At 68.2% G+C, this 24559-nt stretch carries 18 protein-coding genes and 1 tRNA gene; 2 read left to right on the top strand and 17 right to left on the bottom strand.

Features of this window, described 5'->3' with window-relative positions; all coding sequences use genetic code 11:
• Positions 1–24 precede the first annotated feature (24 nt).
• From AC1PMG_RS08225 to thrS, 14 genes are all read right to left on the bottom strand, one after another.
• Positions 25–1122, bottom strand: coding sequence for an acyltransferase family protein (locus AC1PMG_RS08225; protein ID WP_481111262.1), 1098 nt, complete (start codon positions 1120–1122; stop codon positions 25–27).
• The gene (locus AC1PMG_RS08220; protein ID WP_481111261.1) at positions 1119–2390 is read right to left on the bottom strand and encodes a polysaccharide biosynthesis protein GumE; all 1272 of its coding nucleotides are present in this window, start codon (positions 2388–2390) and stop codon (positions 1119–1121) included. The genes AC1PMG_RS08225 and AC1PMG_RS08220 overlap by 4 nt, the downstream gene beginning before the upstream one ends.
• Positions 2391–2568: 178 nt before the next feature.
• On the bottom strand, positions 2569–4029 hold the full coding sequence (locus tag AC1PMG_RS08215; protein ID WP_010342854.1) for an undecaprenyl-phosphate glucose phosphotransferase: 1461 nt from the start codon (positions 4027–4029) through the stop codon (positions 2569–2571).
• Positions 4030–4338: 309 nt separating this feature from the next.
• On the bottom strand, positions 4339–5775 hold the full coding sequence (locus tag AC1PMG_RS08210; RefSeq protein ID WP_342072116.1) for a GumC family protein: 1437 nt from the start codon (positions 5773–5775) through the stop codon (positions 4339–4341).
• Positions 5772–6464, bottom strand: coding sequence for a polysaccharide biosynthesis/export family protein (locus AC1PMG_RS08205; protein ID WP_481111260.1), 693 nt, complete (start codon positions 6462–6464; stop codon positions 5772–5774). The genes AC1PMG_RS08210 and AC1PMG_RS08205 overlap by 4 nt, the downstream gene beginning before the upstream one ends.
• 570 nt (positions 6465–7034) lie before the next feature.
• Positions 7035–7111: transfer RNA gene (locus AC1PMG_RS08200), tRNA-Pro, on the bottom strand.
• Between the two features lie 103 nt (positions 7112–7214).
• Positions 7215–7571, bottom strand: a complete 357-nt coding sequence (locus tag AC1PMG_RS08195; protein WP_009597860.1) for a MerR family transcriptional regulator — start codon at positions 7569–7571, stop codon at positions 7215–7217.
• Entirely contained in the window at positions 7552–7851 is a 300-nt protein-coding gene (locus AC1PMG_RS08190) for an integration host factor subunit alpha (protein ID WP_003466661.1), read from the bottom strand. Before AC1PMG_RS08190 ends, AC1PMG_RS08195 begins: the two co-directional genes overlap by 20 nt.
• A 23-nt stretch (positions 7852–7874) precedes the next feature.
• Positions 7875–10250: a phenylalanine--tRNA ligase subunit beta gene (pheT, locus tag AC1PMG_RS08185; RefSeq protein WP_481111259.1), complete on the bottom strand. Its 2376-nt coding sequence runs from the start codon at positions 10248–10250 to the stop codon at positions 7875–7877.
• 122 nt (positions 10251–10372) lie between these two features.
• Positions 10373–11368 (bottom strand): phenylalanine--tRNA ligase subunit alpha, encoded by a 996-nt coding sequence (pheS, locus tag AC1PMG_RS08180; RefSeq protein WP_010342858.1) that lies wholly within the window; start codon positions 11366–11368, stop codon positions 10373–10375.
• Between the two features lie 201 nt (positions 11369–11569).
• On the bottom strand, positions 11570–11929 hold the full coding sequence (rplT, locus tag AC1PMG_RS08175) for a 50S ribosomal protein L20 (protein ID WP_010342859.1): 360 nt from the start codon (positions 11927–11929) through the stop codon (positions 11570–11572).
• A gap of 10 nt (positions 11930–11939) precedes the next feature.
• Positions 11940–12137 carry a 50S ribosomal protein L35 gene (gene rpmI / locus AC1PMG_RS08170; protein ID WP_010342861.1) on the bottom strand — a complete coding sequence of 66 codons (198 nt, stop codon included), beginning with the start codon at positions 12135–12137 and terminating at the stop codon, positions 11940–11942.
• A 397-nt stretch (positions 12138–12534) separates the two neighbouring features.
• Entirely contained in the window at positions 12535–13074 is a 540-nt protein-coding gene (gene infC, locus AC1PMG_RS08165; RefSeq protein WP_081613216.1) for a translation initiation factor IF-3, read from the bottom strand.
• Positions 13075–13122: 48 nt separating this feature from the next.
• Positions 13123–15027, bottom strand: coding sequence for a threonine--tRNA ligase (gene thrS / locus AC1PMG_RS08160; protein WP_481111258.1), 1905 nt, complete (start codon positions 15025–15027; stop codon positions 13123–13125).
• Positions 15028–15368: 341 nt separating this feature from the next.
• Between thrS and AC1PMG_RS08155 the strand changes: the two genes are divergently transcribed.
• Positions 15369–16439, top strand: coding sequence for a LacI family DNA-binding transcriptional regulator (locus AC1PMG_RS08155; protein WP_481111257.1), 1071 nt, complete (start codon positions 15369–15371; stop codon positions 16437–16439).
• A gap of 131 nt (positions 16440–16570) precedes the next feature.
• Here the strand turns inward: AC1PMG_RS08155 and AC1PMG_RS08150 are convergent, their stop codons facing one another.
• The 3 genes from AC1PMG_RS08150 to AC1PMG_RS08140 are packed head-to-tail and all read right to left on the bottom strand — an operon-like array spanning position 16571 to position 21935.
• Entirely contained in the window at positions 16571–18244 is a 1674-nt protein-coding gene (locus AC1PMG_RS08150) for an alpha-amylase family glycosyl hydrolase (protein ID WP_481111642.1), read from the bottom strand.
• An 8-nt stretch (positions 18245–18252) separates the two neighbouring features.
• Positions 18253–19737, bottom strand: coding sequence for an MFS transporter (locus tag AC1PMG_RS08145; protein ID WP_481111256.1), 1485 nt, complete (start codon positions 19735–19737; stop codon positions 18253–18255).
• A complete protein-coding gene (locus tag AC1PMG_RS08140) occupies positions 19734–21935 on the bottom strand; it encodes an alpha-L-rhamnosidase-related protein (protein ID WP_481111255.1) in 2202 nt (733 codons plus the stop codon). Before AC1PMG_RS08140 ends, AC1PMG_RS08145 begins: the two co-directional genes overlap by 4 nt.
• Positions 21936–22176: 241 nt before the next feature.
• Here AC1PMG_RS08140 and AC1PMG_RS08135 point away from each other — a divergent pair, with 241 nt between their 5' ends.
• Entirely contained in the window at positions 22177–24285 is a 2109-nt protein-coding gene (locus tag AC1PMG_RS08135) for a glycoside hydrolase family 97 protein (RefSeq protein ID WP_481111254.1), read from the top strand.
• Positions 24286–24559 lie beyond the last annotated feature (274 nt).

The following is a 24559-nucleotide window of genomic DNA, read 5'->3' as shown; positions in this document are numbered from 1 at the left end:
CGTGCGCGGCCCGCGGCGCCGCCGTCATGCCGTCGCTCCCGCGACCGCACTGCGGCGCACGCCGATCATCCACGGCGCGATCCGCACCAGCACCACGCGGATCGGCACGCTGATCAGTACCGCCAGCACACTCACCGACACCGCCCAGGCCGGTCCCCAGGCATCGCCGCGGACCAGGCCGGTGCGGGCGGCGACGCCGGCCATCACCGAGAACAGCAAGGTGTGCGTGCACAGGATCAGCAAGGTGTTGCGTCCGATCCACTGCAGCCAGGCCCAGTGCCGCACCAGCCCGGCGGCGCACAAGGCCATGGCGCTGCCGAGCAGGCTGGCGGCGAGGAACGCCAGCGGGGAATCGCCGAACTTGAGCATGTTCACGTCCACGCGGCCGTTGTGCCAGGCGATCGCGAACCAGGCCGCGCCCAGCAGCACCGTCGCCAGCGCATTGCCGGCCGGCCGTGCCGGCCACCACTGCGCCCGCGTCGCGGCGAGCGCGCCGATCGCGAAGAAGCACAACGCCACCGGCAGCACGTCCAGCGAGAACGGCAGGCGCATGTCCTGCCCCGGAAACCAGCAGGCCCAGCCCCACGCCAGCGGCAGCGACAGCGCGGCCAGGGCCGACACCGACAGCGTCCGACGCAGCGCCAGATAGGCCAGCGTGGTCACGAACAGCGCCGGCAGGAACCACAGCGCAGGCATCACGTAGAGCTTGGGCCCGATGCCGCTGACCAGGCCCAGCAGCGGCTCCCACCAGGGCCGGTCGCCCCACAGTTGCGCCTTGCTGCCGATATGCCGGGTCAGCATCCAGTACGCGTAGGCGACGAAGAAGAACGCCACGTAAGGCAGCAGCAGGCTGCGCGCCAGCTTGCCGACCGTGGCCAGGGTCAGCGGGCGGTTGCCGAAGGCCTCGCCGACCCAGCCCGACAACAGGAAGAACATCGGCACGTGGAAGCTGTAGGCCAGGATCACGTAGGCGTGCGGAATGCCCTTGGCATGCCCGAACACCACCAGCAGGATCGCGATCGCCTTGGCCGCATCGATGCGCATGTCGCGCGGCGCGCTCGCTCGCGCGGTGCGGCCCTGCGCGGGCACGGATGCGGAGACGGCCGTGGCGGGCGCACTCATGCCGGCACCGCCGGGATGCGGGGAGCCGGCGCCGCAGACACTGCGGCTGACTCGCGCAGGCGGGGCGCCATCTGCCACAGGCAGCCGCACACGAACCACCACAGCGCCGCGGTCTTGATCGAGAAATAGCCGTTGGAAACCAGCAGGCTCAGCGAGAAGGCGAAGATCAGCAGGTTCTTGAACAACTGCCCTTCGATGGTGCGCATCAGCATCGCGAATGAGTACGCCAGCAGGAACGCCAGCACCAGCAGCACCGACTGCGAGGAGATGAAGTAGGCGATGCCGCTGTCGAAGTAGCGGTACGGCTGGTCCACGTCCAGCCCCATCCACGCATCGGCGCTCATCCTGCGGATCGAATCGACCGTGAAGAACACCCGCCCCAGCGTGGTGTCCTCATAACTCTGGATGCCGGAGGCCCACACCAGCAGCCACGCCCCGCCCATCACCGCGAAGAAGATCAAGAAGCCCAGGCGCTGGTCCATGCGCAGCAGCAACGGACTCAGCAGCGCCATCATCACGCAGGTACCGGCGGCCAGGCGCCCGTCCGAGGCCACGATCAGGAAGCCGATCATCGCCACCGAGGCGACGATCGCGATCGGCCGCATCCAGCGCCAGAACGTCAGCAGGATCGCGGTGAAGAAGATGATGAAGTTGCCCATCGTCACCGGCTCGATGAACACCGAGGAGGCGCGCGGCAGGTTCGAGGACGGCAGGAAGTTGCGCGCGCCCGGGCGTGTCGCACTGACGAACAGGTTGCTGTCTTGGTTCCAGAAGCTCGATGCGCTGGCGCCACGCGCATTGACGAAATAGCTCTTGGGGTTGACCACGTCGCCGTAGACCTTGGGCAGCGCCAGTTCGAACACCGCCACCAGCGAGACCAGCAGCGCCATGCGCACGAACATGCGCGGCAGCGAGCCGGTGTAGGCTGCGCCCAGCAGCAGGAAGGCGAATGGAATCAGCGCATCGCGGAAGAATTTTGGATCCAGCGTCCACGCCATGAACAGGCGCACCAGCATCAGCAGCGCCAGCAGTGCGATGCCGGTGAACACCATCGCCATGCGCTTGCGGTCCAGCGCGCGCAGGCCGAGCAGGAAGCAGGCGGCGTACACCGCCAGTTCCACCGCGTAGGTCATCGCCGGGCTGACCCGGAACACCTTGGCGTTGATCACCGCCAGCACGAAGTTGTAGCCGACCGCGAACAGCAGCACCAGCTCGATCAGCAGGTTGCGGCGCTGCTCGCGCAGCGGCATGTCCGGCACGCTCAGCATGCGCACCTCGCTGCGGCAGCGGCGCGTTGCACGCCAACGCGGCGATACGCTGCCGTCACGCGCGGCAGCAACGTGTCGCGCGCCACGCCGTTCGGCGCAGGCAGGACGGGAACGACGGCGACGCGGAAGCGACGCCGGCGCTGTTCACGGTCGGCGGGAAGAAGACGCATCGGGCGCATCAGTAGGCGGTCTTCTGCCCAAGCACCTTGAACGCGGTCAGCACGATGATCCGCGTGTCCAGCCACAACGACCAGCGGCGGATGTAGTCCAGGTCGTACTGGATGCGCTTCTTCATCGTGCGCAGTTCCGGCGTCTCGCCGCGGAAGCCGTTGACCTGCGCCCAGCCGGTAATGCCCGGCTTGACGTAGTGCCGCTGCATGTAATGGTGGATCAGCTTCTCGTAGTGGGTGTTGTGCTGCGCCGCGTGCGGACGCGGCCCCACCACCGACATGCTGCCGCCGAGCACGTTGAACAGCTGCGGCAGCTCGTCCAGGCTGGTGCGGCGCAGGAACGCGCCGAAGCGGGTCACCCGGCTGTCGCCGCGCGTGGCCTGCACCACCACGTCGCTGGGCTCCTGCTGCACACGCATGGAGCGGAACTTGTACATGTAGAACTCGCGCCCGCCCAGGCCATGGCGGCGCTGGCGGAAGAACACCGGGCCCGGCGAGCTCAGCTTCACGCCCACCGCGATCGCCAGCATCAGCGGCCACAGCACGGCCAGCGCTGCCAGCGCCACCAGCTTGTCCTGCAGCGCCTTGGCGACCACGAAGTAGGTGTTGCGGTCCACGCCGCCCTGGCGCAGGTTGATCACCGGCACGTTGCCGATCTGGTCGCCGGACTGGTTGAGCATGCCGAAGTCGAACAGGTCCGGGATGAGCCTGACCTGGATCGGATAGCGGTCCATGCGCTGCAGCAGCTGCTTGATGTGGTCGCGCTCGCCCAGCGGCAGCGAGATCCACACCTGCTCGACCTGGTGGTCGTCGAGGTAGTCGATCAGCGCGTCGGCGGTGCCCTCGCCCAGGCACTGCAGCTTCTGCGGATGGTCGGCCACCGACAGGTCGTAGTCGCTGCTGAAGTAGCCCACCACCTGCATGCCCACCCAGGGATTGCGGCTCAGGTAGTTGTGGATCTTCACCACCGGATGGCGCAGGCCGACCACGACCACGCGCTGCACGTCCACGCCTTCGGAGCGCAGCCGGTTGAGCACGCCGCGCACCACCGTGCGCGAGAGCAGCAGCGTTCCCAGGCTGGTGACGAACCAGGTGCCGATCCACAGCCGCGAGACCTGCTGGCCGAACTGCACCACGAAGGCATGCATGGCGAACAGGGCGAACACGCCGCCACAGGCCAGGCTCAACACCATCATCTCGCGCAGCAGGCCACGCCCGCGCCAGCTGCGGTACAGCGGGAACAGCGCGAAGCAGATCACCGCGTACAGCAGGGTGGTGCCGATCGCCACCCGGTAGGCCGGTTCCGGCATCCAGGTGCCGAACAGCAACCGGTGGGTGAGCAACGCGCCGCCGACCATGACGGTCAGGTCGGACACGCGCAACAGGATGTCTGCCGCGGCCGCGTACTTGGACAACATGCGCGGCGAGGAGGTCGTATAGGTGGCGCTACTCAGGTCTGCCAAAAGCATGATCGGGATTCCTATCCAAACCCGGTCGGTCGGCATGCGGGGGAACATGCGACGCCGCCGGGCCTCGATTTCGCCTGCCTGTGGACCGCTGCGGCGCCTCCCTCGCCGACCCCAGGTCCACGGCAGCCCGTGATTACTTCAACAGAACAACGTCTTCGTACAACCGCGCTGGAAAATAATGGAGCACCTCATTGCCTAGCTGAACCACGTATCACCTCACTGAAGACTGTGCGTCGAACCGATGCCGTTGTGTGCGGTGCGGCACGCACCCGCGCCTCGCGCGGTGCGGCGCGCCATGACGCCGCGACATCACGCCGATGCCGCCGCCGCGGCTTCGGCCTCGCGGATGAAGTAGCGCACCAGCGCCACCGCCACCGCCAGGAACAGGCCGAACACGAAGGCCAGCGCCAGGCCGAGCAGCTTCTTCGGCGAGCTCGGCTTGCCCGGCACATCGGCGCGGTCAACGATCGAAATGTTGTTGGTGCCCACATTGCCGACCACGCCGATCTCCTTGTAGCGCTGCAGCAGCGCGTCGTAGAGCTGGCGGTTGGTATCGGCCTCGCGGCGCAGCATGGTGTAGCGGATGCTGCGGGTCTGCAGGTCCAGTTCGTCGTTCTTCAGGGCCGCGATGCGGTCGCTGAGCAGGGTCTCCTGCTGCCGCGCCGCCTCGTAGTCGTTCTTCAGCGCGCTGCGGATATTGGCGATCTCGTTGGCGATCTGCCGCTTGGTCTCGGCGATCTGGTTCTGCAGCCGCTGCATTTCCGGGTAGCCGGGCTGGAACGTGGCCAGCTTCTGCTGGTAGTCGGCGGTCAGCTTGGCCTGTTCGGTGCGCAGGCTCTGGATCAGCGGACTGCTGACCACCTGCGGCAGGCCCATGCCGTCGCCGATGCCGGCCTGGCGCCAGGCCGCCTCCGCCTTGATCCGCGCATCCTGCGCCGCGGCCAGGCGCACATTCAGCTCGCTCATGTTCTGCGTCGGCAGGGAAGGCTTGTCCTCGCCCATCGACACGATCTGTTCCTGGCTGGAATAGTCGACCGCGTTCTTCTCCGACTCCTCGACCTTGTCGCGCAGTTGCGCCAGGCGTTCGGACAGGTAGCGCGCGGCGAAGGAGGACGCCTGCAGCCGACGTTCCTGGGTCGAAGCGATGAACATCTTGGCGTAGGTGTTGGCCACCCGCGTGGCCAGCACGCGGTCGGGCGAATCGAAGTTGATCCGCACCAGGCGCGAGTCGCGGACCGGCTCGATGGTCAAGGCATCCAGCACCGGGCCGACCAGCGCGTTCTCCGCCGCGGCAGCGCGTGCCTGCGGCGTCGGCGCACGCCCGTCGCCGTTGTCCTGCAGCTTCTCCAGGGCTTCGTCGACCAGCGGCTTGAACGCCGGCGCCTCGGTCAGCTTCGCCTCGCGGATCACCTGCCGCGCCAGCGAACGGCTGCCGAGCAGTTCGTACTGGGTCTGGTAGAAGTCGCGATCCTGCGGCGATTCCACCGGCATCAGGTTGGCGACGTTGGCGACGTTGAGCGATTCGCGCTCGATCTGCAGCACGCTGGTGGCGCGGTACTTGGGGGTCATCAGCAGGATGACCAGCAACGCCAGCAGGACGACTGCCCCGGTGATGCCGACGATCAGCCAACGCTGCCGGTACAGCGCATTCCAGTAATCCAGCAGGCCGATGTCGGCCGGGCTTAGCGGGGCACCCACAGGACGCGGGCGCGGCGCGGAAGCGGGAGGCAAGGTGGAGGCGCTCATCGGTAGGCCCTCCAGACCATCACGAACGGGGTCAGCTGCACCACGGTGCGCAGCAATACCAGCGCATCGGAGCGGTACACCACCACGATGTCGCCGCCGTAGATCGCCGGATCGGGCGCGGCGCCCTTCTGGATATCGCGCAGATCGAAACGCGCCAGCATCTTCTGCCCGCCGACGGTGCGGAACACCACCACGTTGCCGCGGCTGGCCACGTCACTGACGCCCTTGCCCAGCGACAGCGCCTGCTGCAAGGTCAAGGCGGAGCCCTGGATGGGATAGATGCCCGGCTCGCTGACGGCGCCGGTGACCGTGACCCGGTTGCCGGTGAACTCGTCGACCAGCACCGACACCTGCGGGTTCTGCAGATAGCCGTTGCGGTAGCGGTCGGCGATCTCCTTCTGCAGGGCGTTGACGCTGGAGCCGGCGGCCTTCACGTCGCCGATCAGCGGCAACGAGATGCGGCCCTCGTTGTCGACCCGCACCTGGCGCTCCAGATCGTCGACCTGGAACACCTTGACCGTGAGCAGGTCGCCGGGGCCGAGCAGGTATTCCGGCTTGCCCATGGAGGCAGCCAGCGGATCGCCCGGCGGCAGGTCCGACCGCATCGCCGGCCCGCTGCTGCAGGCCGACAGCAGCGCCAGACAGGAAAGGGCCAGCGCCCAGTGGAAGGTCACGGAAAGTTTACCCATGCGCGATGCTGATGCCCTCTGTCGATTGGTTTTCGAAGCGCCGCACTCCCCCAGCCGGCCAGGGTTCCGTTCCCGGTCGGAGGATGATTACGGTGTCAATTCCTGCCTGGGACGAGCGGCCCTGGCCAACAGCGAAGCTTCGTGTTGCAACGCACTATGGCACAGGCATCTGCCGTCACCAAGGCGTTACCCGACATTTTTTTGACGCAGTAACGCGAGGGTTCAACTACATGTCCAGCGATTCAGCGTAGCAAGGACCCGTGAACGTTCCATCGACGCGATGTTAACGTGATCAATGTCAACACATTGACGCTGCGTAGCTCTCAGTTCCCATGGGGCTTTCCGCTCTGGCAGGGCGACGACGCCGTCGCGGGACAGCGCAATCCCGCGCGTTTTGTCTACGGCGACGCGCCAGCCTCCCTGTGCCGATACAGATCGCCATACATCGCGATACCGACACGCGTTGGCATCCCGGCGGGCGGCCCATTGCCGACATCGGCCGCACGAGCGCCGCCGATCCAACGCGCCCAAACAAAAAGGCCCATGTCGCAGACATGGGCCTTCGAAAGATGGTCGGGGTAGCCGGATTCGAACCGACGACCACTAGTCCCCCAGACTAGTGCGCTACCAGGCTGCGCTATACCCCGGTGTGTTGCGTCTCCGCCGTCATGGCGGACCCGCCTTGCGGCGAGCTGGCGATTATAGCGGGTTTGCCGCGGCCATTCCTAGCGGCAGCAGCGCCGCCGTGGCTTACCGCCGCAGCAACTGCAGGACTTCTTCCAGCTCCTGCCGCACCTGCTTGATGATCTGGTTGCTCAACGCCGACTCCTGGCGGGCACCCTCGCCTTCCAGGCGCAGGCGTGCGCCGCCGATGGTATAGCCCTGTTCGTACAGCAGGCTGCGGATCTGCCGCACCATCAGCACGTCGTGGCGCTGGTAGTAGCGCCGGTTGCCGCGCCGCTTGACCGGTTCCAGGCTGGGGAATTCGGTCTCCCAGTAGCGCAGCACGTGCGGCTTGACGTCGCACAGCTCGCTGACCTCACCAATGGTGAAGTAGCGCTTGGCCGGAATCGGCGGAAGTTCGCGGTTACTGCCCGGGTCCAGCATAAGCCTCCACTCGCTCCTTGAGCTTCTGTCCGGGACGGAAGGTCACCACTGTCCGCGCCGAAATCGGGATCTCTTCGCCGGTCTTGGGATTGCGGCCGGGCCGTTGGTTCTTGCGGCGCAGGTCGAAGTTGCCGAAACCGGACAGCTTCACCTGCCGCCCCTGCTCGAGCGCATCGCGCAGCACGTCGAAGAACGCATCGACGAATTCCTTGGCCTCGCGCTTGTTCAGCCCGACTTCGTCGAACAACCGCTCGGCCATTTCCGCTTTGGTCAACGCCATCGCCCTGCTATCCCCTGTCCTTCTCAACCACGCATCCGCGCGTCGTGTTCCCGCGCCAGCGCGGCCACCGCATCGGCGACCACCGCCTCCACGTCGCGGTCTGTCAGAGTGCGCGTGTTGTCCTGCAAAATCAAGCCCATAGCGAGACTCTTGCAACCAGCCTCGACCCCCGCGCCGACGTAGCGGTCGAACAGCACGACCTCGCGCAGCAAGGGCCCCACCGCCGCGCGCACGCTGCGCGCCAGCGCCGCCCAACTCACCGCGTCCGGCACCACGAAGGCCAGGTCGCGACGCACCGATGGGAACCGCGACAGCTCGGCGGCGCGCGGCAGGGCCCGCGCGGCCAGCGGCGCCAGGTCCAGCTCGAACGCCAGCACATCGACGTCGATCTGCATCGCCTGCAGCAGCCGCGGGTGCAGTTGGCCGATCCAGCCGATCCGCACGTCGTCGCGATAGACGTCGGCCGACCGGGTCGGATGCGCGAACGGATGCGTCGACGCCCGGTAGTCCAGGCGTGCGCCGGAGGCCGCGGCCAGGGCGTCCAGGTCGCCCTTGAGGTCGTGGAAATCGACCTTGCGCGCCGGCAGGCCCCATTGCAGGGCGTCGGCATCGCCGCACACCGCCGCCGCCACCCGCTGGGTTTCGGTCGGCGCGGCGCCGGCTTCCGCCGCGGCGAACACCTTGCCCAGCTCGAACAGGCGCACGCGCCCGGCCTGGCGCGCGGCGTTGCGGCCCAGCGCGGCCACCAGCCCCGGCAGCAGCGATGGACGCATCACCGCCAGTTCGGCGCTGAGCGGATTGGCCAGGGCCACGCGCCCGTCGTGCAGGCCCCACTGGTCCAGCAGCGCGGCATCGACGAAGGCGTAGTTGATGGTTTCCAGCAGATCGCGCGCCAGCAACTGGCGGCGCACGCTGCGCTCGTCCAGCTGGGTCTCGCTGTCCATGGCGATGCGCGTGGCGCCGCCCGGCAAGGTGGTCGGCAGGCGGTCGTAGCCGTGGATGCGGGCCAGTTCCTCGATCAGATCCTCTTCGATGGCGATGTCGAAGCGGCGGCTGGGCGCGGTGACCTGCCAGCCATCGGCCGAGGCGGCCACGTCCATGCCCAGCGCGCGCAGGATGCGCTCGACGTCGGCGTCGGCGATCTCGATGCCGAGCACGCGCAGGATGCGCGCGCGGCGCAGCGCGATCGGTGCCGGCGCCGGCAGGAACTCGGGCAAGGCGGCCTCGACCACCGGGCCGGCGCGTCCGCCGGCCAGTTCCAGCACCAGCCGCGTCGCCAGCTCCAGCGCCTGTCGCGGCAAAGCCGGATCCACGCCGCGCTCGAAACGGTGGCCGGCATCGGTGTGCAGGCCGAGCTTGCGCCCGCGGCCCATGATCGCCGCCGGGGCGAAATGCGCCGCCTCCAGGAACACGTGCCGGGTGGTCTCGGTGACGCGGGTGGCGTGGCCGCCCATCAGCCCGGCCAGCGCCACCGGCCGATCGGCATCGGTGATCAGCAGGAACGCCGGATCCAGCGCGGCCTCGCGGCCATCGAGCAGGGTCAGGGTCTCGCCGGCGCGCGCATGGCGCACGCCGACCGGGCCCTGCAACGTGTCGAGGTCGAACGCATGCATCGGCTGGCCCAGTTCCAGCATCACGTACTGGGTGATGTCCACCAGCAGCGACAGCGGACGCACGCCGCTGCGGCGCAGGCGCTCGGCCATCCACAGCGGCGTCTTCGCCGCCGGATCCAGGTCCTCGACCACGCGACCGCAGTAACGCGGCGCGTCGGCGCCCGCGTCCAGCGCGACGGTCAGCGTGCGCTCGCTGCTCACAGCGGCCGGCGTCACCGCCAACGGCAGCACGTCGCTGCCGCAGGCTGCGGCGACGTCGTAGGCGATGCCGCGCACGCCGAAGCAGTCGGCACGGTTGGGCGTGAGCTTGATCTCGATGCTGGCGTCGGGCAGGCCCAGATACTCTATCAGCGCCTGGCCGATCGGCGCATCGTCGGGCAGTTCGAACAGGCCGGACGCGTCGTTGTCCAGGCCCAGCTCCTTGGCCGAGCACAGCATGCCGTTGGACGCGACCCCGCGCAGCTTGGCCGGCTTGATCGCGATGCCGCCGACCTGGGCGCCTACCAGGGCCAGCGGCGCGACCAGGCCCGCGCGCGCATTGGGCGCGCCGCAGACGATCTGCAGCAGCTCGCCCTGCCCGGCATCGACCCGGCACACCTGCAACCGGTCGGCCTCGGGATGCGGCGCAGCCTCGACGATCCGCGCCACCACCACCTGCTGCAGGCCGTCGCCGAGCGGCACGACCTCCTCGACCTCCAGGCCGATGGCGGTCAGGGTCGCGGTGAGCTGCTCACGCGTGGCCTGGGTCGGAACGTGGCTGCGCAGCCAGTTTTCGCTGAATTTCATTGGGGAGCCGGGATTGGGGATTCGGGAGTGGGGATTCGCAGGAGCGGATACGCGTGGGACCGGAAGATTGGAAGGGAACTCGCTTCAACGAATCCCCAATTCCCACTCCCGAATCCCCGCCCTCAAGCAAACTGCCGCAGGAACCGCACGTCGTTCTCGAAGAAGGCGCGCAGGTCGTTGACGCCGTAGCGCAGCATCGCGAAGCGCTCCACGCCCATGCCGAAGGCGAAGCCGGTGTAGCGCTCCGGGTCGATGCCGACGTTGCGCAGCACGTTCGGGTGCACCATGCCGCAGCCGAGCACTTCCAGCCAGCGGGTGCTGCCGTCGGGCTGCTGCCAGGCGATGTCGACCTCGGCGCCGGGCTCGACGAAGGGGAAATAGCTGGGACGGAAACGCATCTGGAAATCGCGCTCGAAGAACGCGCGCACGAACTCGGCCAGGGTGCCCTTGAGATCGGCGAAGGTCGCGTGCTCGTCGACCAGCAGGCCTTCGACCTGGTGGAACATCGGCGAATGGGTCTGGTCGCTGTCGCTGCGATAGACCTTGCCGGCGGCGATCATGCGCAGCGGCGGCGCATGCTCCCCCATGTAGCGCACTTGCACGCCCGAGGTGTGGGTGCGCAGCAGGCGGCCGTCGCCGAAATAGAAGGTGTCGTGCATCGCCCGCGCCGGATGGTGCGGCGGGAAGTTCAGCGCCTCGAAGTTGTGCCAGTCGTCCTCGATCTCGGGGCCGTCGGACAGTTCGTAGCCCAGCCGCGCGAAGATCTCGGTGATGCGCTCCAGGGTGCGGGTGACCGGATGCAGCCCGCCGCGTTCGCCGCGCCGCCCCGGCAGGGTCACGTCGATGCGCTCGGCGGCCAGGCGCGCGTCCAGCGCGGCGGTCTCCAGCAGCGTGCGGCGCTCGGCCAGCGCGGCGGACACCGTGTCGCGCGCGCGGTTGATCGCCTCGCCGGCCAGCTTGCGCTGCTCCGGCGCCAGCGCGCCGAGCTGCTTGAGCTGGGCGGTGATGCTGCCGCTTTTGCCGAGCAGCGCGACCCGCAGTTGCTCCAGCGCCTCCGGACTCTGCGCCGCGGCGATGTCCGCCAGCGCCTGCCCGCTCAGGGAATCGATCTCACTCATTGCACTCGCGCCTCACTGCTCCGGCCGAACCCGTGGCCACCGTGTCCCGCCGATGCGGAACCTCCTACCCGGCAGGCGCCCCGTCGCCGGGACGCCCAAAACGCAAAAGGGGAAGGACTTGCGCCCTTCCCCTGCATGCCTGCGATTGCTCCCGCCGAACCCCGCACTTGTACGCGCGGGTTCCTGCGGGGATTCGCAAACTTATGCCGCCAGCGCGCCCTTCGCCTTCTCCGCCAGGGCGGCAAAGCCCTGCGCGTCGTGCACGGCGATGTCCGCCAGCACCTTGCGGTCGAGGGTGATGCCGGCCTTGAGCAGGCCGTTCATGAAACGGCTGTAGCTCATGCCGTTGATGCGGGCCGCCGCATTGATGCGGGTGATCCACAGCGAACGGAAATTGCGCTTCTTCTGCTTGCGGCCGATGTAGGCGTACTGCTGCGCCTTGATCACCGCCTGCTTGGCGACGCGGAAGACCTTGCGACGGGCGTTGTAGTAGCCCTTGGCGAGGTTCAGAACTTTCTTGTGACGACGGCGCGCCTGGACGCCACGCTTGACTCGAGCCATGGTTCAGTCCTCAGAGGTAGGGAAGCATACGGTCCAGACGGCCTGCGTCCTCGGCACGGACGTGGTTCGTCTGCCGCAGGTTGCGCTTCCGCTTGGTCGCTTTCTTGGTGAGGATGTGGCTACGGTTGGCGTGGCCGGCCTTGTACTTGCCGGAGGCGGTCTTGCGGAAACGCTTGGCCGCCGCCCGGTTGGTCTTGATCTTGGGCATTGCAATGTCCTTGATGGTGTTTTGTCACTGGTCAGGGCGGTGGCTGCGCCACACTTTCCGTCCGTGCCCTTACCTGCTTGTAAGCCCTTGATCCACTAAGGATCCGGGCGGGTCCTATTGCCGCGCGAGCGGCAAACCCGATGAACTGGGCCGCGCATTATGCCAGGGCTTGGAATGCCTTGCAAATCATGCAGTTCGACGGGCGCTTGCGCCCCGGGATTCGGGATTCGGGATTCGGGATTCGGGATTCGGGATTCGCGCAGGCTGCGCGGCGCACGGGCACGCCGCAACGGCGCAGCCGCGCTACGCCCGGAACGTCAAGAAAAAGCTGGCCACAGAGACCACAGAACCGCGCGCCTGCCGCTGGCGGGGCGCGATCCCGTGCTGCGGCGGCGGATCAGCGCTTCTTCGGCGCGATCATCATCACCATCTGCCGGCCTTCCAGGCGCGGACGCGATTCGATGACGATGTCTTCGCCCAGATCGGCCTCGATCCGCGCAGCCATTTCGCGACCGAGCTCCTGATGGCTCATCTCGCGGCCGCGGAAGCGGATGTTGACCTTGACCTTGTCGCCTTCCTCGATGAAACGGCGCATGTTGCGCAGCTTGATCTGGTAATCGCCTTCGTCGGTGACCGGACGGAACTTGATTTCCTTGATCTCGACCTGCTTGGTCTTCTTCTTGGCTTCGTTGGCCTTTTTCTGCTGCTCGAACTTGAACTTGCCGAAGTCCATGATCTTGCAGACCGGCGGATCGGCCTGCGGCTGGATCTCGACCAAGTCGAGTCCGTCCTCTTCGGCCAGCGCCAGCGCTTCGTCGCGGGTCAACACGCCGACCATCTCGCCGTCCGCGCCGATCACGCGCACGCGCGGCACGCGGATCTCTTGGTTCTTGCGGTTCTGTTTGTTGTCAGGGGTACTGATGTTGCAATCTCCCAGGGGAATCGGACTGGCGCGGACGGAGGCTCCGTCCGCACCAGGGTGGTGTCACGCCAACTGCTCGGCGCGCAGCCGTTCGGCGAAGGCGGCGACCGACATGGTGCCCAGATCCTCCCCCGATCGCGTACGGACCGCAATCGCGCCGTTTTCCGTCTCGCGGTCGCCCGCGACCAACAGGTACGGCACCCGCTGTAGCGTGTGTTCGCGAATCTTATAACCGATTTTTTCGTTCCGCAAATCGGCCTCGATGCGGAAGCCTTGATTTGCAAGGAGTTTCCGCACGTTGTCTACATAGTCTGCCTGCGCGTCCGTGATGTTCATGACCACGGCCTGCACCGGCGCCAGCCAGGCCGGGAACATACCGGCGTGATGCTCGATCAGGATGCCGATGAACCGCTCCATCGAACCGACAATGGCCCGGTGCAGCATCACCGGATGCTTTTTCTGGCTGTGCTCGTCCACGTACTCGGCGCCGAGGCGGCCGGGCATCATGAAATCCACCTGCATGGTGCCGAGCTGCCAGGTGCGGCCGATCGCGTCCTTCAGGTGGTACTCGATCTTCGGGCCGTAGAAGGCGCCCTCGCCCGACAGTTCCTGCCACTCCACCCCGCAGGCACCGAGCGCGGCGCGCAGCGCGGCCTCGGCCTTGTCCCAGGTGGCGTCGTCGCCGAGGCGCTTTTCCGGGCGCAGGGCGATCTTGATCTGGATATCGTCGAAACCGAAGTCGCCGTACACCTTCAGCGCCTGCTGGTGGAAGGCGGTGACCTCGGCCTCGATCTGCTGCTCGGTGCAGAAGATGTGGCCGTCGTCCTGGGTGAAGCCGCGCACGCGCAGGATGCCGTGCAGCGCGCCGGAGGGCTCGTTGCGGTGGCAGGCGCCGAACTCGCCGTAGCGGATCGGCAGGTCGCGGTAGCTGTGCAGGCCCTGGTTGAACACCTGCACGTGGCCGGGGCAGTTCATCGGCTTGACCGCGTAGGTGCGCTTCTCCGACTCGGTGAAGAACATGTTGTCCTGGTAGTTGTCCCAGTGGCCGGACTTCTGCCACAGCGACACGTCCAGGATCTGCGGGCAGCGCACCTCGCCGTAGCCGCTGTCGCGGTAGACCTTGCGCATGTACTGCTCGACCACCTGCCAGATCGACCAGCCCTTGGGGTGCCAGAACACCAGGCCCGGACCCTCTTCCTGCAGGTGGAACAGGTCCTGCTGCTTGCCGATCTTGCGGTGGTCGCGCTTGTCGGCTTCCTCCATGCGCAGGATGTAGGCCTCGAGCTGCTTCTTGTCGGCCCAGGCGGTGCCGTAGATGCGCTGCAGCTGCTCGTTCTTGGCGTCGCCGCGCCAGTAGGCGCCGGAGATGCGGGTCAGCTTGAAGGCCTTGAGGAAGCGCGTGTTCGGCACGTGCGGGCCGCGGCACATGTCCACGTATTCCTGGTGGTAGTACAGGCCCATCGCGGTGACGTCGTCGGGCATGTCCTCGATCAGGCGCAGCTTGTAGTCCTCGCCGCGCTGCTTGAACAGCTCGATGACCTCGGCGCGCGGCGTGACCTTCTTGATCACGTCGTAGTCCTGCGCGATCAGCTCCTGCATGCGCTTCTCGATCGCCGCCATGTCCTCGGGGGTGAACGGGCGCTCGCTGTAGATGTCGTAGTAGAAGCCCTCGGCGATGACCGGGCCGATCACCATCTTGACCTCGGGATACAGCTGCTTGACCGCGTGGCCGACCAGGTGCGCGCAGGAGTGGCGGATGATCTCCACGCCCTCGGCGTCCTTGGCGGTGATCAGGCGCAGGCTGGCGTCGTGGTCGATGAGGTCGCAGGCGTCGACCAGGCGGCCGTCGACCTGGCCGGCGATGGTCGCCTTGGCCAGGCCGGGGCCGATGGACTGGGCAACGTCCATGGGGCTGACGGGGTGTTCGAATTCGCGGCGGCTGCCGTCGGGGAGCGTGATCGTGATCATGGGAGTCGGCGGAAAGGAAAACGGGGGGATGGCGTCCATGCCACCGTGGTGGCGGTCGCGGCGGACGCGGGACAGAAAGAAGGCGCCACAAGGGCGCCTGCTCGGACAGCCTTGGGCGGGAACTCAAGCGAGGGCGGTGGTAGTGCTCATGTCGCACGCTCGGCCGGCGTCGCCGCGGGCCACCCATGTCCGGATCTTGTGGTGGGGCAAGATGGTAAACCAATCTTTACCAAAACGGTAAACATCGGTATTGACCGATATTGAAGACACAACGGAGAGGACAGGTCACGCTGCAACCCTCGCCGCTTCGCTGCGCCGCAGCAAGAGCTACAGCAGCCGCCATGGCATGCTTCGCCGACGTTTTCCCCGCACCCGGACGCGCCGTCATCAAAGGCAAGGCCACATCGCTGGACATCGCCTACCTGGCAGGCGTCTCGCAACCCACGGTCTCGCGCGCGCTGCGCGGCAGTCCGGCGGTCAACGAGCAGACCCGGCGCAAGATCCTGGCGATCGCGCGCGAGTTGAACTACAAGGTCGACAAGCACGCCTCCAGCCTGCGCCTGCGCAATGCCGGCACCCTGGCGCTGCTGTTCTTCGAAGACCCGACCACCGACGACTCGCTGATCAACCCGTTCTTCCACTCGATGCTGGGCTCGATCACCCGCGCCTGCGCCCGCCACGGCTACGACCTGCTGGTGTCGTTCCAGCAGTTGTCGGACAACTGGCGCGCCGACTACGGCGACAGCCAGAAGGCGGACGGACTGATCCTGCTCGGCTACGGCGACTACCTGCAGGCGCAGCAGCGGCTGCAGCACCTGGTCGACCAGGGCACCCATTTCGTGCGTTGGGGCGCGGTGCTGCCCGGGCAGCCCGGGGTCTCGATCGGCAGCGACAACTTCCAGGGCGGGCACGACATCACCGCACACCTGCTGGCACAGGGCCGCCGCCGCATCGCCTTCCTCGGCGACGCCTCCAATCATTACCCCGAGTTCCTGGAACGCTATCGCGGTCACCTGCAGGCACTGCGCGCGGCCGGCGCCGAGGCCACGCCGGCGCTGCAGGTCGATGCGATCACCACCGAGCAGTCCGGCTACGAGGCCGCCCTGGCCCTGCTCGGCCGCGGCGAGCGCTTCGATGCGCTGTTCGCCGCCAGCGACCTGATCGCCATCGGCGCACTGAAGGCGCTGCGCGAGCATGGTCTGCGCGTACCCGAGGACGTGGCCCTGGCCGGCTTCGACGATATCCCGGTGGCCGCCAGCGTCGATCCGGCGCTGTCGACGGTGCAGCAGGACACCAAGCTGGCCGGTGCGGTGCTGGTGGACACCTTGTTGGCGCAGATCGCCGGTCAGCCGGTGAGCAGCCGCACCCTGCCGGTCACGCTGGCGCTGCGCGGCTCCTCGCTGCGCAGCTGACCCGGCCGGCCTGCGTCACGGCAGCGCCTCCGCCTGTCATTGGCCGGAGACACCAGGAACCTGACGCAGCGTGCTCGTCGCACGCCGAGTCCCGCAGCCCTGCGCGCCCGGCAACGCCTGCCGCGCCGCGCTCAGGGCGCCGGCGCCACGCCGTCCTTGGCCGCCATCAGCCAGCGCAGCCGCGCGCGCAGGTCCGGGCGCACGATCGGCGCATCGGACAGGAACACGCGCACGCCGTGTGCCGGCACCTCGGCGCGCAGGACATCGGTCACCTCGATGGCGCTGCCGTCGAAGCCGTCGTGCCAGGTGCCGGGCTGCAGGTAGCGGCGCACCTCCAGCGTGCGTGGCGCATCGCTCTTGTTCAGCAGCACCAGCGCGGTCTGGGTGCTGCCCGCATGCTGGAACACGCGGTAGAACACCGCCTCGTCGCCGGACAACTGCAGGTTGAGCTGCAGGCCGCGCTGCAGCGCCGGGCTGCGCTGGCGCAGCGTGGCGATACGCCGCAGCGGCGCGAAGATCGGGCTGGACGGGGCGGCGTTCACCCGCTCCTGGCCGAAATAGTTGCGGTTGCCGGCGTGCTCGGCACGGCCGCGCATGAAGCCGGTCTCCGAGCCGTAGTAGATCACCGGGATGCCGCGCGCGGTGAACAGCCAATTGTGCGCATCGATGAAACCGGCGTCGCTGGCGTCCAGCCGCGCCATGTCGTGGTTGTCGTAGAAGGTCATCAGCTCGTACGGATTGGCGTACGGGCCGCGCTCCAGGTACAGCGCCGGCTGCAGCGTCTCGTAGCCGCGCTGGGCGTGGCCGAACGTCGCCGCCAGTGCCTGCTTGAGCGGGAAATCCAGCACGCTGACGCCGGCGTTGTCGGCCCAGGTGTGGCCGGCGATCTTGTGCGCGTTGTAGTCGAAGTCCTCGCCGAACATGAACATGCCCGGACGCTGCGCGCGGATGCGGCGCACGAACTCGTGCCAGAAGCTGTCGGGCATCCAGCCGATGGTGTCGATCCGGAACGCGTCGGCGCCCTGCCCCAGCCACTGCGAGTAGGCGCCAACCAGGTATTCCATCACCGCCGGATTGCGCTCGTTGAAATCGGACAGCTGCGCCAGGTTGCCGCCGGTGTTGTAGAACGCGTGCAGCGGGTTGTGCGCCGGGTCCAGCTTGGATGGCGGCAGGTTCTGATGGTCGGCGATCAGTTTGCCGTCGCGGTCGAAGACCTGGCCGAACATCGGCTGCCGCTTGGGCATGGTCCAGGCCGGTGAGCCGTGGTTGCCGACGATGTCCAGCACCACCTTCAGCTGCTGCGCGTGCATGGCCTGGGTGAAACCGGCGAAGTCCAGGCCCGGACTCGGCAGATGCTCGTCGAGCTTGTAGAAGTTCACGCCCCAGTAGCCGTGGTAGCCGGTCTTGCCGCGGTCGCTCAGCGAGCTGCCCCAGGTGATCGGCTTGCCGCCGGTGAAGGCTTCGTCCGGGTTGTCGACGATCGGCGTGATCCACACCGCGCCGAAGCCCAGGTCGCGGATGTAGCCGGCGTTGTCGACCACGCCCTTGAAGTCGCCGCCGAGGTAGCCGATGTTGTCGCTCTCGCCCGGCGGCGCCGGGATCGGGATGTCGAAGGTGCGATGCGCACCGCCCTGGTCGCGATGATCGTTGCCCGGATCGCCGTTGACGAAGCGATCGGTGACCACGAAGTACACCGCCTCGCTGGCGAACGGCTCCAGCGTGCCGTAGAACTCCTCCTGCGCAGGCGCCTGGGCCTGCGCCGACCCAGCGCAGGCACCCAGCAGGGCCAGCGCCAACAGCGACATCCGATCGATCATGCGTTCGCTCCCGAATCCGACGGCACCCACAGTACGCACAGCGCCGCCACCAGCAGGCTGCCGCCGCCGATCGCCAGCGCGTACAGCGGCCGGCCGCCGAGCCAGTGCGTGAGCACGAAGCCCAGCACGCTGACCGCGACCAACTGCGGGATCACGATGAAGAAATTGAAGATGCCCATGTACACGCCCATCTTCGCCGCCGGCACGCTGTCCGACAGCAGCGCATACGGCAGCGACAGGATCGACGCCCAGGCGAAGCCCACCCCGACCATCGACAGCAGCAGCCACTGCGGATCGCGGATCCACAGGAACGACAGCAGGCCGGCCGCGCCCAGGCACAGGTTGAGCAGATGACTCATGCGCAACCCGCAGGCGCGCACCAGCAGCGGAATGGCGATCGCCGCCAGGGCGGCGAAGCCGTTGTAGGCGGCGAACAGCACGCCGACCCAGTTTGCCCCGTCGTTGTAGGCAGCCGAGGTGGCATCGTGGGTGCCATAGTGGGTCTGGGTGACCGCCGCGGTGGTGTAGATCCACATCGCGAACAGCGCGAACCAGGAGAAGAACTGGACCCAGGCCAGCCGCCGCATCGCCTGCGGCATGGTCTGCAGATCGCAGACGATCGCCGCCAGCATGTGTCCGCTGCGCAGTCGCGGCGCCACGCCCTGCAGCATGCCGTAGCCGATGCACAGGCCGGCCAGCACGTACAGCATGCGGTCGCCGCGGCACCAGGCGATGGCTACCGCGCCGGCAATGCCCACCGCACACCACAGCGCAGCGGCGCCATCGACACGGCGCGGTTGCGCCGCCGTGGCGGCTGGCATGGCGACGTCGAAGCCGTGCAGGTCTTCAGGCGGATACTCGCGGGTGCGCAGTACGGTCCAGCCGATGGACAGGAACAGCACCGCGCCGCCGAAATAGAACGCGTAGCGCACCGTCGCCGGCACCTCGCCGGGCCCGGCGGTGTTGCTGACGCCCCAGTGCGCCAGCAGCCACGGCAGCATGCTCGCCACCACCGCGCCGACACCGATGAAGAAACTCTGCATGGCGTAGCCAGTGGCGCGCTGGCGTGTCGGCAGCTGGTCGCCGACGAAGGCGCGGAACGGCTCCATCGAGATGTTGATCGAGGCGTCCAGCACCCACAGCGTCCCGGCCGCCACCCACAGGGCTGGCGAGTTCGGCATGACCAGCAGGGCCAGCGTGGTGAACAGCGCGCCGACCATGAAGTACGGGCGGCGCCGGCCGAAGCGGTTCCAGGTGCGGTCGGACAGGTAACCGACGATCGGCTGCACGATCAGGCCGGTCAGCGGTGCGGCGATCCACAGTCCGGGCACCTGGTCCATGTCCGCGCCGAGGGTCTGGAAGATGCGGCTGGCATTGGCGTTCTGCAACGCGAAGCCGAACTGGATGCCCAGGAACCCGAAGCACATGTTCCAGATCTGCCAGAACGACAGCGCCGGCTTGGCGCGTGGCAAGGCGCTCATGGGCGCTCCTCCGTCGGGCCGGCCGGTGCGATCAGCAGCGCGGCGACATCGGCGTCATTGACCACGCCATCGGCGCCGCCCTGGCCGCCGGTGTAGCGTGCGAAGTGCTGCAGCGCGCTCATGTTCGCCGCCGGCAGCAACCGCGCGACGCAACGCTGCCCGGCCTGCAGCGCGAACAGCGCCGCCGTTGAGGTCTGCTCGCCGATACTGTGTGGCATCACCAGCGGCTGCGACTGCGGCGACGCTGCGCCGCACTGCACCTGGAGGCGTTTGACCGCGGCGGTGACGCCGGTGTTGATCGGACCGTGCGCGTTGACGTAACGCAGGCTCAGCCGATACATGCCATCGTGCGGCGCCGTCCACGTCCAATCGTCTGCGCCCTCCACGCGGGCAATGTCGCCGACGCAGACGGTGGGGCTGTGCAACGACTCCCAACGCTTGCCCTGCCGGGTCAGGCTCAGGCATTGCACGCGCTCGGCCAGCGGCAGCAGCGCGCCGTCGGCGCTGCCCGTGCGTGCCTGCCCATCGACGTACAACACCGAGTCCGCAGCCGCCTGCACCCGCCAGCCCTCGGTCTCGCGCCGCAGCTGGGGCGCCGGCGGCGCCAGCGGCGCGAAGGCGTCCGTGGCCGTGAGCATTTGCAATGGCGTGCTGCCGCTGTCGCGCGCCACCAGATCGATGGTGGTCACACCGTCCTGGCTATGGGTCTTGCCGGCGACCAGCAGGTCGCCCTGCAGTTGCGCAGGACGCCACAGCACGATGCGCCGGTCCTGCAGCTGCAACGCGATCTCCTGGCGCTCGCCGAACAGCATGGGCACCAGGCTGGTCGGCAGCTTGGGCAGCACGCGGCCGTCGTCCTCCACGCCGAACACGCCCTCCATCACCATCGCCAGATAGCCGGCCACCGACCACAACTGCCGCGGTGAATTGACCACCGGGCCGCTGAGCGCGCCGTCGTCGACATGTGCGGCCTGGCTCAGGAACTCGTAGTTCTCCATGTTCGAGCCGGCCAGCGCGGCGCCGCGCAGCAACGAGCGCACTTCCAGGTCGATGCGCGCGCTGTCGTCGGTCTGCCGTGCCGCGCGTAGCGCATAGGCGCTGACGAACGGCCAGATGGCCCGGTTGTGGTAGATGGGCACCTCGCGCTGCTGCGGCCACACCACCGGGCTGCCCGCCTCCACCGCGGGATAGCGGGCCAGCGCCTGGCGCGCGCGCGCGGTCGGCAGCACGTCGGCCAGCACTGCCAGCGACAGGCCAAGCAGATCGTAGCTTTCGTAGCGCACCGGATGCTCGGCCGTGCCGATGTAGCCGACGTAGGTGCCGCGGTCCTCGCGCCAGAAGCGTTGCGCGATCGCCTGGCGCAGCGCATCGGCCCAGCCGGCATAGCGTGCGGCCGCCTGGGCATCGCCCTGCTCGCGGGCCAGGCGCTCGCCCAGGCGCAGCGCCTGGTAGTGCAGCACGTTGGTCGACAGCGCGAAGGAACTGGCGATGAAGCCGACGTCCTCGCGGGTCCAGGCCGGATAGGTCTGCTCGCGCCAGTCCAGGAACGAGGTCTCGCCGCGGTACAGGCCGATGCGCGGGTCGAACGCGAACGCGCGATCCTGCGCCAGCGTGGCAGTGAGTGCGGCGCGGGTGTCGGCGGCGAAGGCCGGATCGTCCAGCAGGTGGCGCGCGGCCAGGAACCACACCACGCGGTCGCTGCTCACCGGCCAGCTGCCGCCGGAGCCGGTGTCCTGCGCCACGAACAGCCCCGGCAGCGCGTCGGCGCCGCGCATCGGCGACAGCTTGAAGCGCAGCGAGCGGCGCGCGCGCTCGGGATCCAGCCGCGCCAGGGCCAGGTCGGCGGCATAGCTGACGTCGCGGGTCCACACGTAGGGCCAGCGCTCGCCGGTCTGGTAGCAATCGCACGGCAACGGCTTGCCGTGATCGAACGCCGGGTCGCGGATCGCCTGGACCTGGTCGTCGCGCAGTTCCTGTTGCGCCAGCGCGAACAGCGCATCGAACAACGGGCTATCGGTCTCGCTGCGCAACGGCTGCGCCGGCACCGTGCGCGTGCCTTGGGCCGCGTGCAGCACGAAGCCGCCGTCGGCGGTGGCCTCGGCCTGCGCGGTCTGACCGCGCCACTGCAATGACGTCTGTCCAGCAGACGCCGACGCCGCAGCACCCAAGGTGGCGGCCAAGCAAATCATCTTCAGCATCGAAGCGGCAGACCGGCTCGCACCGATCGACCTCCCTCCCTCTTTGCCTGCATGGTGGAAGCGCAGGCCGGCACGCCGGCGCTGCGGTCGCCGCCTCCGCATCGCGGGGGCGCTGCGGACATGGTAGACGGGCGGCACCGCGGCGCGTGCAGTTGCATACGTATTCATCGTACGGGCCTCCGGCGGCCAGGAACCGCCTCGCTATAGTCGTTGCGATGCCACGGTCGCCCTGGGAGGGGACATGCCGCTGCCGCTTCACGCCTCATCGCGCCTGCGCCCGACGCGGCACCTGCCGTCGTGGCTGGCGACGCTGCTCCTGTGCATCGCGCCCGGACTGCGCGCCGCACCGCAGACCGTGGCCAGCATCGCATCGCCCGACAGGATCCTGCGGGTGTCCGTGCAACTGGACGACGGCCGCCCCAGTTATCGCGTGCAGCGCCTGGGCGAGCCGGTGATCGGCGAATCGCGGCTCGGCTTCCAGTTGCGCGACGGCAGCCTGGATCGCGACCTCGCGCTGCTGGACCAGCGCAGCCGCAGCGTCGACGAAACCTGGGAGCAGCCCTGGGGCGAGCGCCGCTACGTGCGCAATCACTACAACGAACTGCGCGTGGAGCTGGGCGAGCGCGGTGGCCGCCAGCGCCGCTTCGCGGTGGTGTTCCGCGTCTACGACGACGGGCTCGGCTTCCGCTACAGCTTTCCGCAACAGGCCGGCATGCAGGAAGCGATCATCGACGAAGAACTCACCGAGTTCGACATCGTCCCCGAGGCGACCGCCTGGTGGATTCCCGCCGGCGCGCCCATCCACTACGAATACCTGTACCGGCGCACGCCGCTGCGCGAAGTGCCGCTGACGCACACGCCGTTCACCCTGCGCAGCCAGGACGGCCTGCACCTGGCCATCCACGAGGCCGCCCTGGTCGACTACGCCGGCATGTGGCTGCGCCGCGGCGAAGGCCAGCGCCTGCATGCGCAACTGTCGCCGTCGGCGGAAGGCTGGAAGGTCCGCCGCGCCCTGCCCTTCGACACGCCGTGGCGTACGCTGCAGATCAGCGACACGGCCGGCGGCCTGGTCGATTCCAACCTGATCCTCAACCTCAACGAACCCAACGCGCTGGGCGACGTGAGCTGGGTGCACCCGGCCAAGTACATCGGCGTGTGGTGGTCGATGCACCTGAACCAGGAAACCTGGGCGCGCGGCCCCACGCATGCCGCCACCACCGCCAATACCCGCCGCTACATCGACTTCGCCGCGGCGCACGGCTTCCGCGGCGTGCTGGTGGAAGGCTGGAACCCCGGCTGGGACGGCAACTGGGTCGGCAACGGCGACGACTTCGACTTCACCCGCGCCACCGCGGACTTCGACATCGATGCGCTCAGCGCCTACGCGGCGAAGAAGGGCGTGCACCTGATCGGCCACCACGAGACCGGCTGTGCGGTAGAGCACTACGAAGACCAGCTCGATGCGGCGCTGGATCTGTATGCGCGCTTGGGCGTGGACACCTTCAAGACCGGCTACGTCTGCGACGACGGCCAGGTGGACCGGCGCAATCCCGCCGGCGGCCCGCTGTGGCGCGAATGGCACGACGGCCAGTTCATGGCCCGCCACCATCTCAAGGTGGTGCAGGAAGCCGCCAGGCGCCACCTGTCGGTCAACGCCCACGAGCCGATCAAGGACACCGGCCTGCGCCGCACCTACCCGAACTGGCTCTCGCGCGAAGGCGCACGCGGCATGGAGTACAACGCCTGGGGCGAACCGCCGAACCCGCCGGAGCACGAAGTGAACCTGGTGTTCACGCGGATGCTGGCCGGGCCGATGGACTACACCCCCGGCATCCTCAGCCTGACGGGCCGCGGCGGACGCGCGATTCCGAGTACGCTGGCGCGGCAACTGGCGCTGTACGTGACCCTGTACAGCCCGATCCAGATGGCCGCCGACCTGCCCGAGCACTACCTGCAGCACCGCGACGCCTTCCGCTTCATCGAGGACGTGGCGGTGGACTGGGACGACAGCCGCGTGCTCGACGGCGAGATCGGCGATTACGTGACCATCGTGCGCAAGGACCGCCACAGCCGCGACTGGTTCCTCGGCAGCATCACCGACGAGCACGGCCGCGTGCTGCCGATCGCGCTGGGCTTCCTTGAGCCCGGCGTGCGCTACCGCGCCGAGATCTACCGCGACGGCGACGCCGCCGACTACCAGCACAATCCGTTCGACTTCGTGCGCGAGCAGCGCGTGGTCACCAGCCGCGATCAGTTGCAGGTGAAGTTGGCACCTGGCGGCGGTCAGGCGATCCGTTTCGTCCCGCTGGACCCGGCGCCGGCCTCCGCAGGCACGGCTGCCTCGCGCTGACGCTCCACCATGCGGCACGCAGCACCGCCGGCAGCACAGCGGCGGTGGGATGCACTCACCATGCCGGACCACGGTGCTCGCCCCTGCGGCACCGCGCCATCGTGCGCGGCAGGTCAGCGGCGCTGCGCGCGGCGTCCGCCAAACCATGTCGCGCCATCTGCAAGCTCGCCCGAAGTCCGCATGCCGGCGTACCCACTGTCATCACTCTCAGTGCAGCACCCGCGTGTTCATGCCAGGCGACGTCAGTTGCATGAAGCACGCGCATGCTCGCAGC

It is taken from the genome of Xanthomonas sp. NCPPB 2250 (assembly GCF_056725265.1).
The sequence above is the reverse complement of the archived record's forward strand: the minus strand, read 5'-3'. Positions and strand labels throughout refer to the sequence as shown.

What these genes read in the sequence shown, in the direction of transcription:
- AC1PMG_RS08225 (WP_481111262.1), bottom strand. Translation starts at nt 1,122, where the DNA reads ATGAGTGCGCCCGCCACGGCCGTCTCCGCATCCGTGCCCGCGCAGGGC.
- AC1PMG_RS08220 (WP_481111261.1), bottom strand. Translation starts at nt 2,390, where the DNA reads ATGCTGAGCGTGCCGGACATGCCGCTGCGCGAGCAGCGCCGCAACCTG.
- AC1PMG_RS08215 (WP_010342854.1), bottom strand. Translation starts at nt 4,029, where the DNA reads ATGCTTTTGGCAGACCTGAGTAGCGCCACCTATACGACCTCCTCGCCG.
- AC1PMG_RS08210 (WP_342072116.1), bottom strand. Translation starts at nt 5,775, where the DNA reads ATGAGCGCCTCCACCTTGCCTCCCGCTTCCGCGCCGCGCCCGCGTCCT.
- AC1PMG_RS08205 (WP_481111260.1), bottom strand. Translation starts at nt 6,464, where the DNA reads ATGGGTAAACTTTCCGTGACCTTCCACTGGGCGCTGGCCCTTTCCTGT.
- AC1PMG_RS08195 (WP_009597860.1), bottom strand. Translation starts at nt 7,571, where the DNA reads ATGCTGGACCCGGGCAGTAACCGCGAACTTCCGCCGATTCCGGCCAAG.
- AC1PMG_RS08190 (WP_003466661.1), bottom strand. Translation starts at nt 7,851, where the DNA reads ATGGCGTTGACCAAAGCGGAAATGGCCGAGCGGTTGTTCGACGAAGTC.
- pheT (WP_481111259.1), bottom strand. Translation starts at nt 10,250, where the DNA reads ATGAAATTCAGCGAAAACTGGCTGCGCAGCCACGTTCCGACCCAGGCC.
- pheS (WP_010342858.1), bottom strand. Translation starts at nt 11,368, where the DNA reads ATGAGTGAGATCGATTCCCTGAGCGGGCAGGCGCTGGCGGACATCGCC.
- rplT (WP_010342859.1), bottom strand. Translation starts at nt 11,929, where the DNA reads ATGGCTCGAGTCAAGCGTGGCGTCCAGGCGCGCCGTCGTCACAAGAAA.
- rpmI (WP_010342861.1), bottom strand. Translation starts at nt 12,137, where the DNA reads ATGCCCAAGATCAAGACCAACCGGGCGGCGGCCAAGCGTTTCCGCAAG.
- thrS (WP_481111258.1), bottom strand. Translation starts at nt 15,027, where the DNA reads ATGATCACGATCACGCTCCCCGACGGCAGCCGCCGCGAATTCGAACAC.
- AC1PMG_RS08155 (WP_481111257.1), top strand. Translation starts at nt 15,369, where the DNA reads ATGGCATGCTTCGCCGACGTTTTCCCCGCACCCGGACGCGCCGTCATC.
- AC1PMG_RS08150 (WP_481111642.1), bottom strand. Translation starts at nt 18,244, where the DNA reads ATGTCGCTGTTGGCGCTGGCCCTGCTGGGTGCCTGCGCTGGGTCGGCG.
- AC1PMG_RS08145 (WP_481111256.1), bottom strand. Translation starts at nt 19,737, where the DNA reads ATGAGCGCCTTGCCACGCGCCAAGCCGGCGCTGTCGTTCTGGCAGATC.
- AC1PMG_RS08140 (WP_481111255.1), bottom strand. Translation starts at nt 21,935, where the DNA reads ATGCTGAAGATGATTTGCTTGGCCGCCACCTTGGGTGCTGCGGCGTCG.
- AC1PMG_RS08135 (WP_481111254.1), top strand. Translation starts at nt 22,177, where the DNA reads ATGCCGCTGCCGCTTCACGCCTCATCGCGCCTGCGCCCGACGCGGCAC.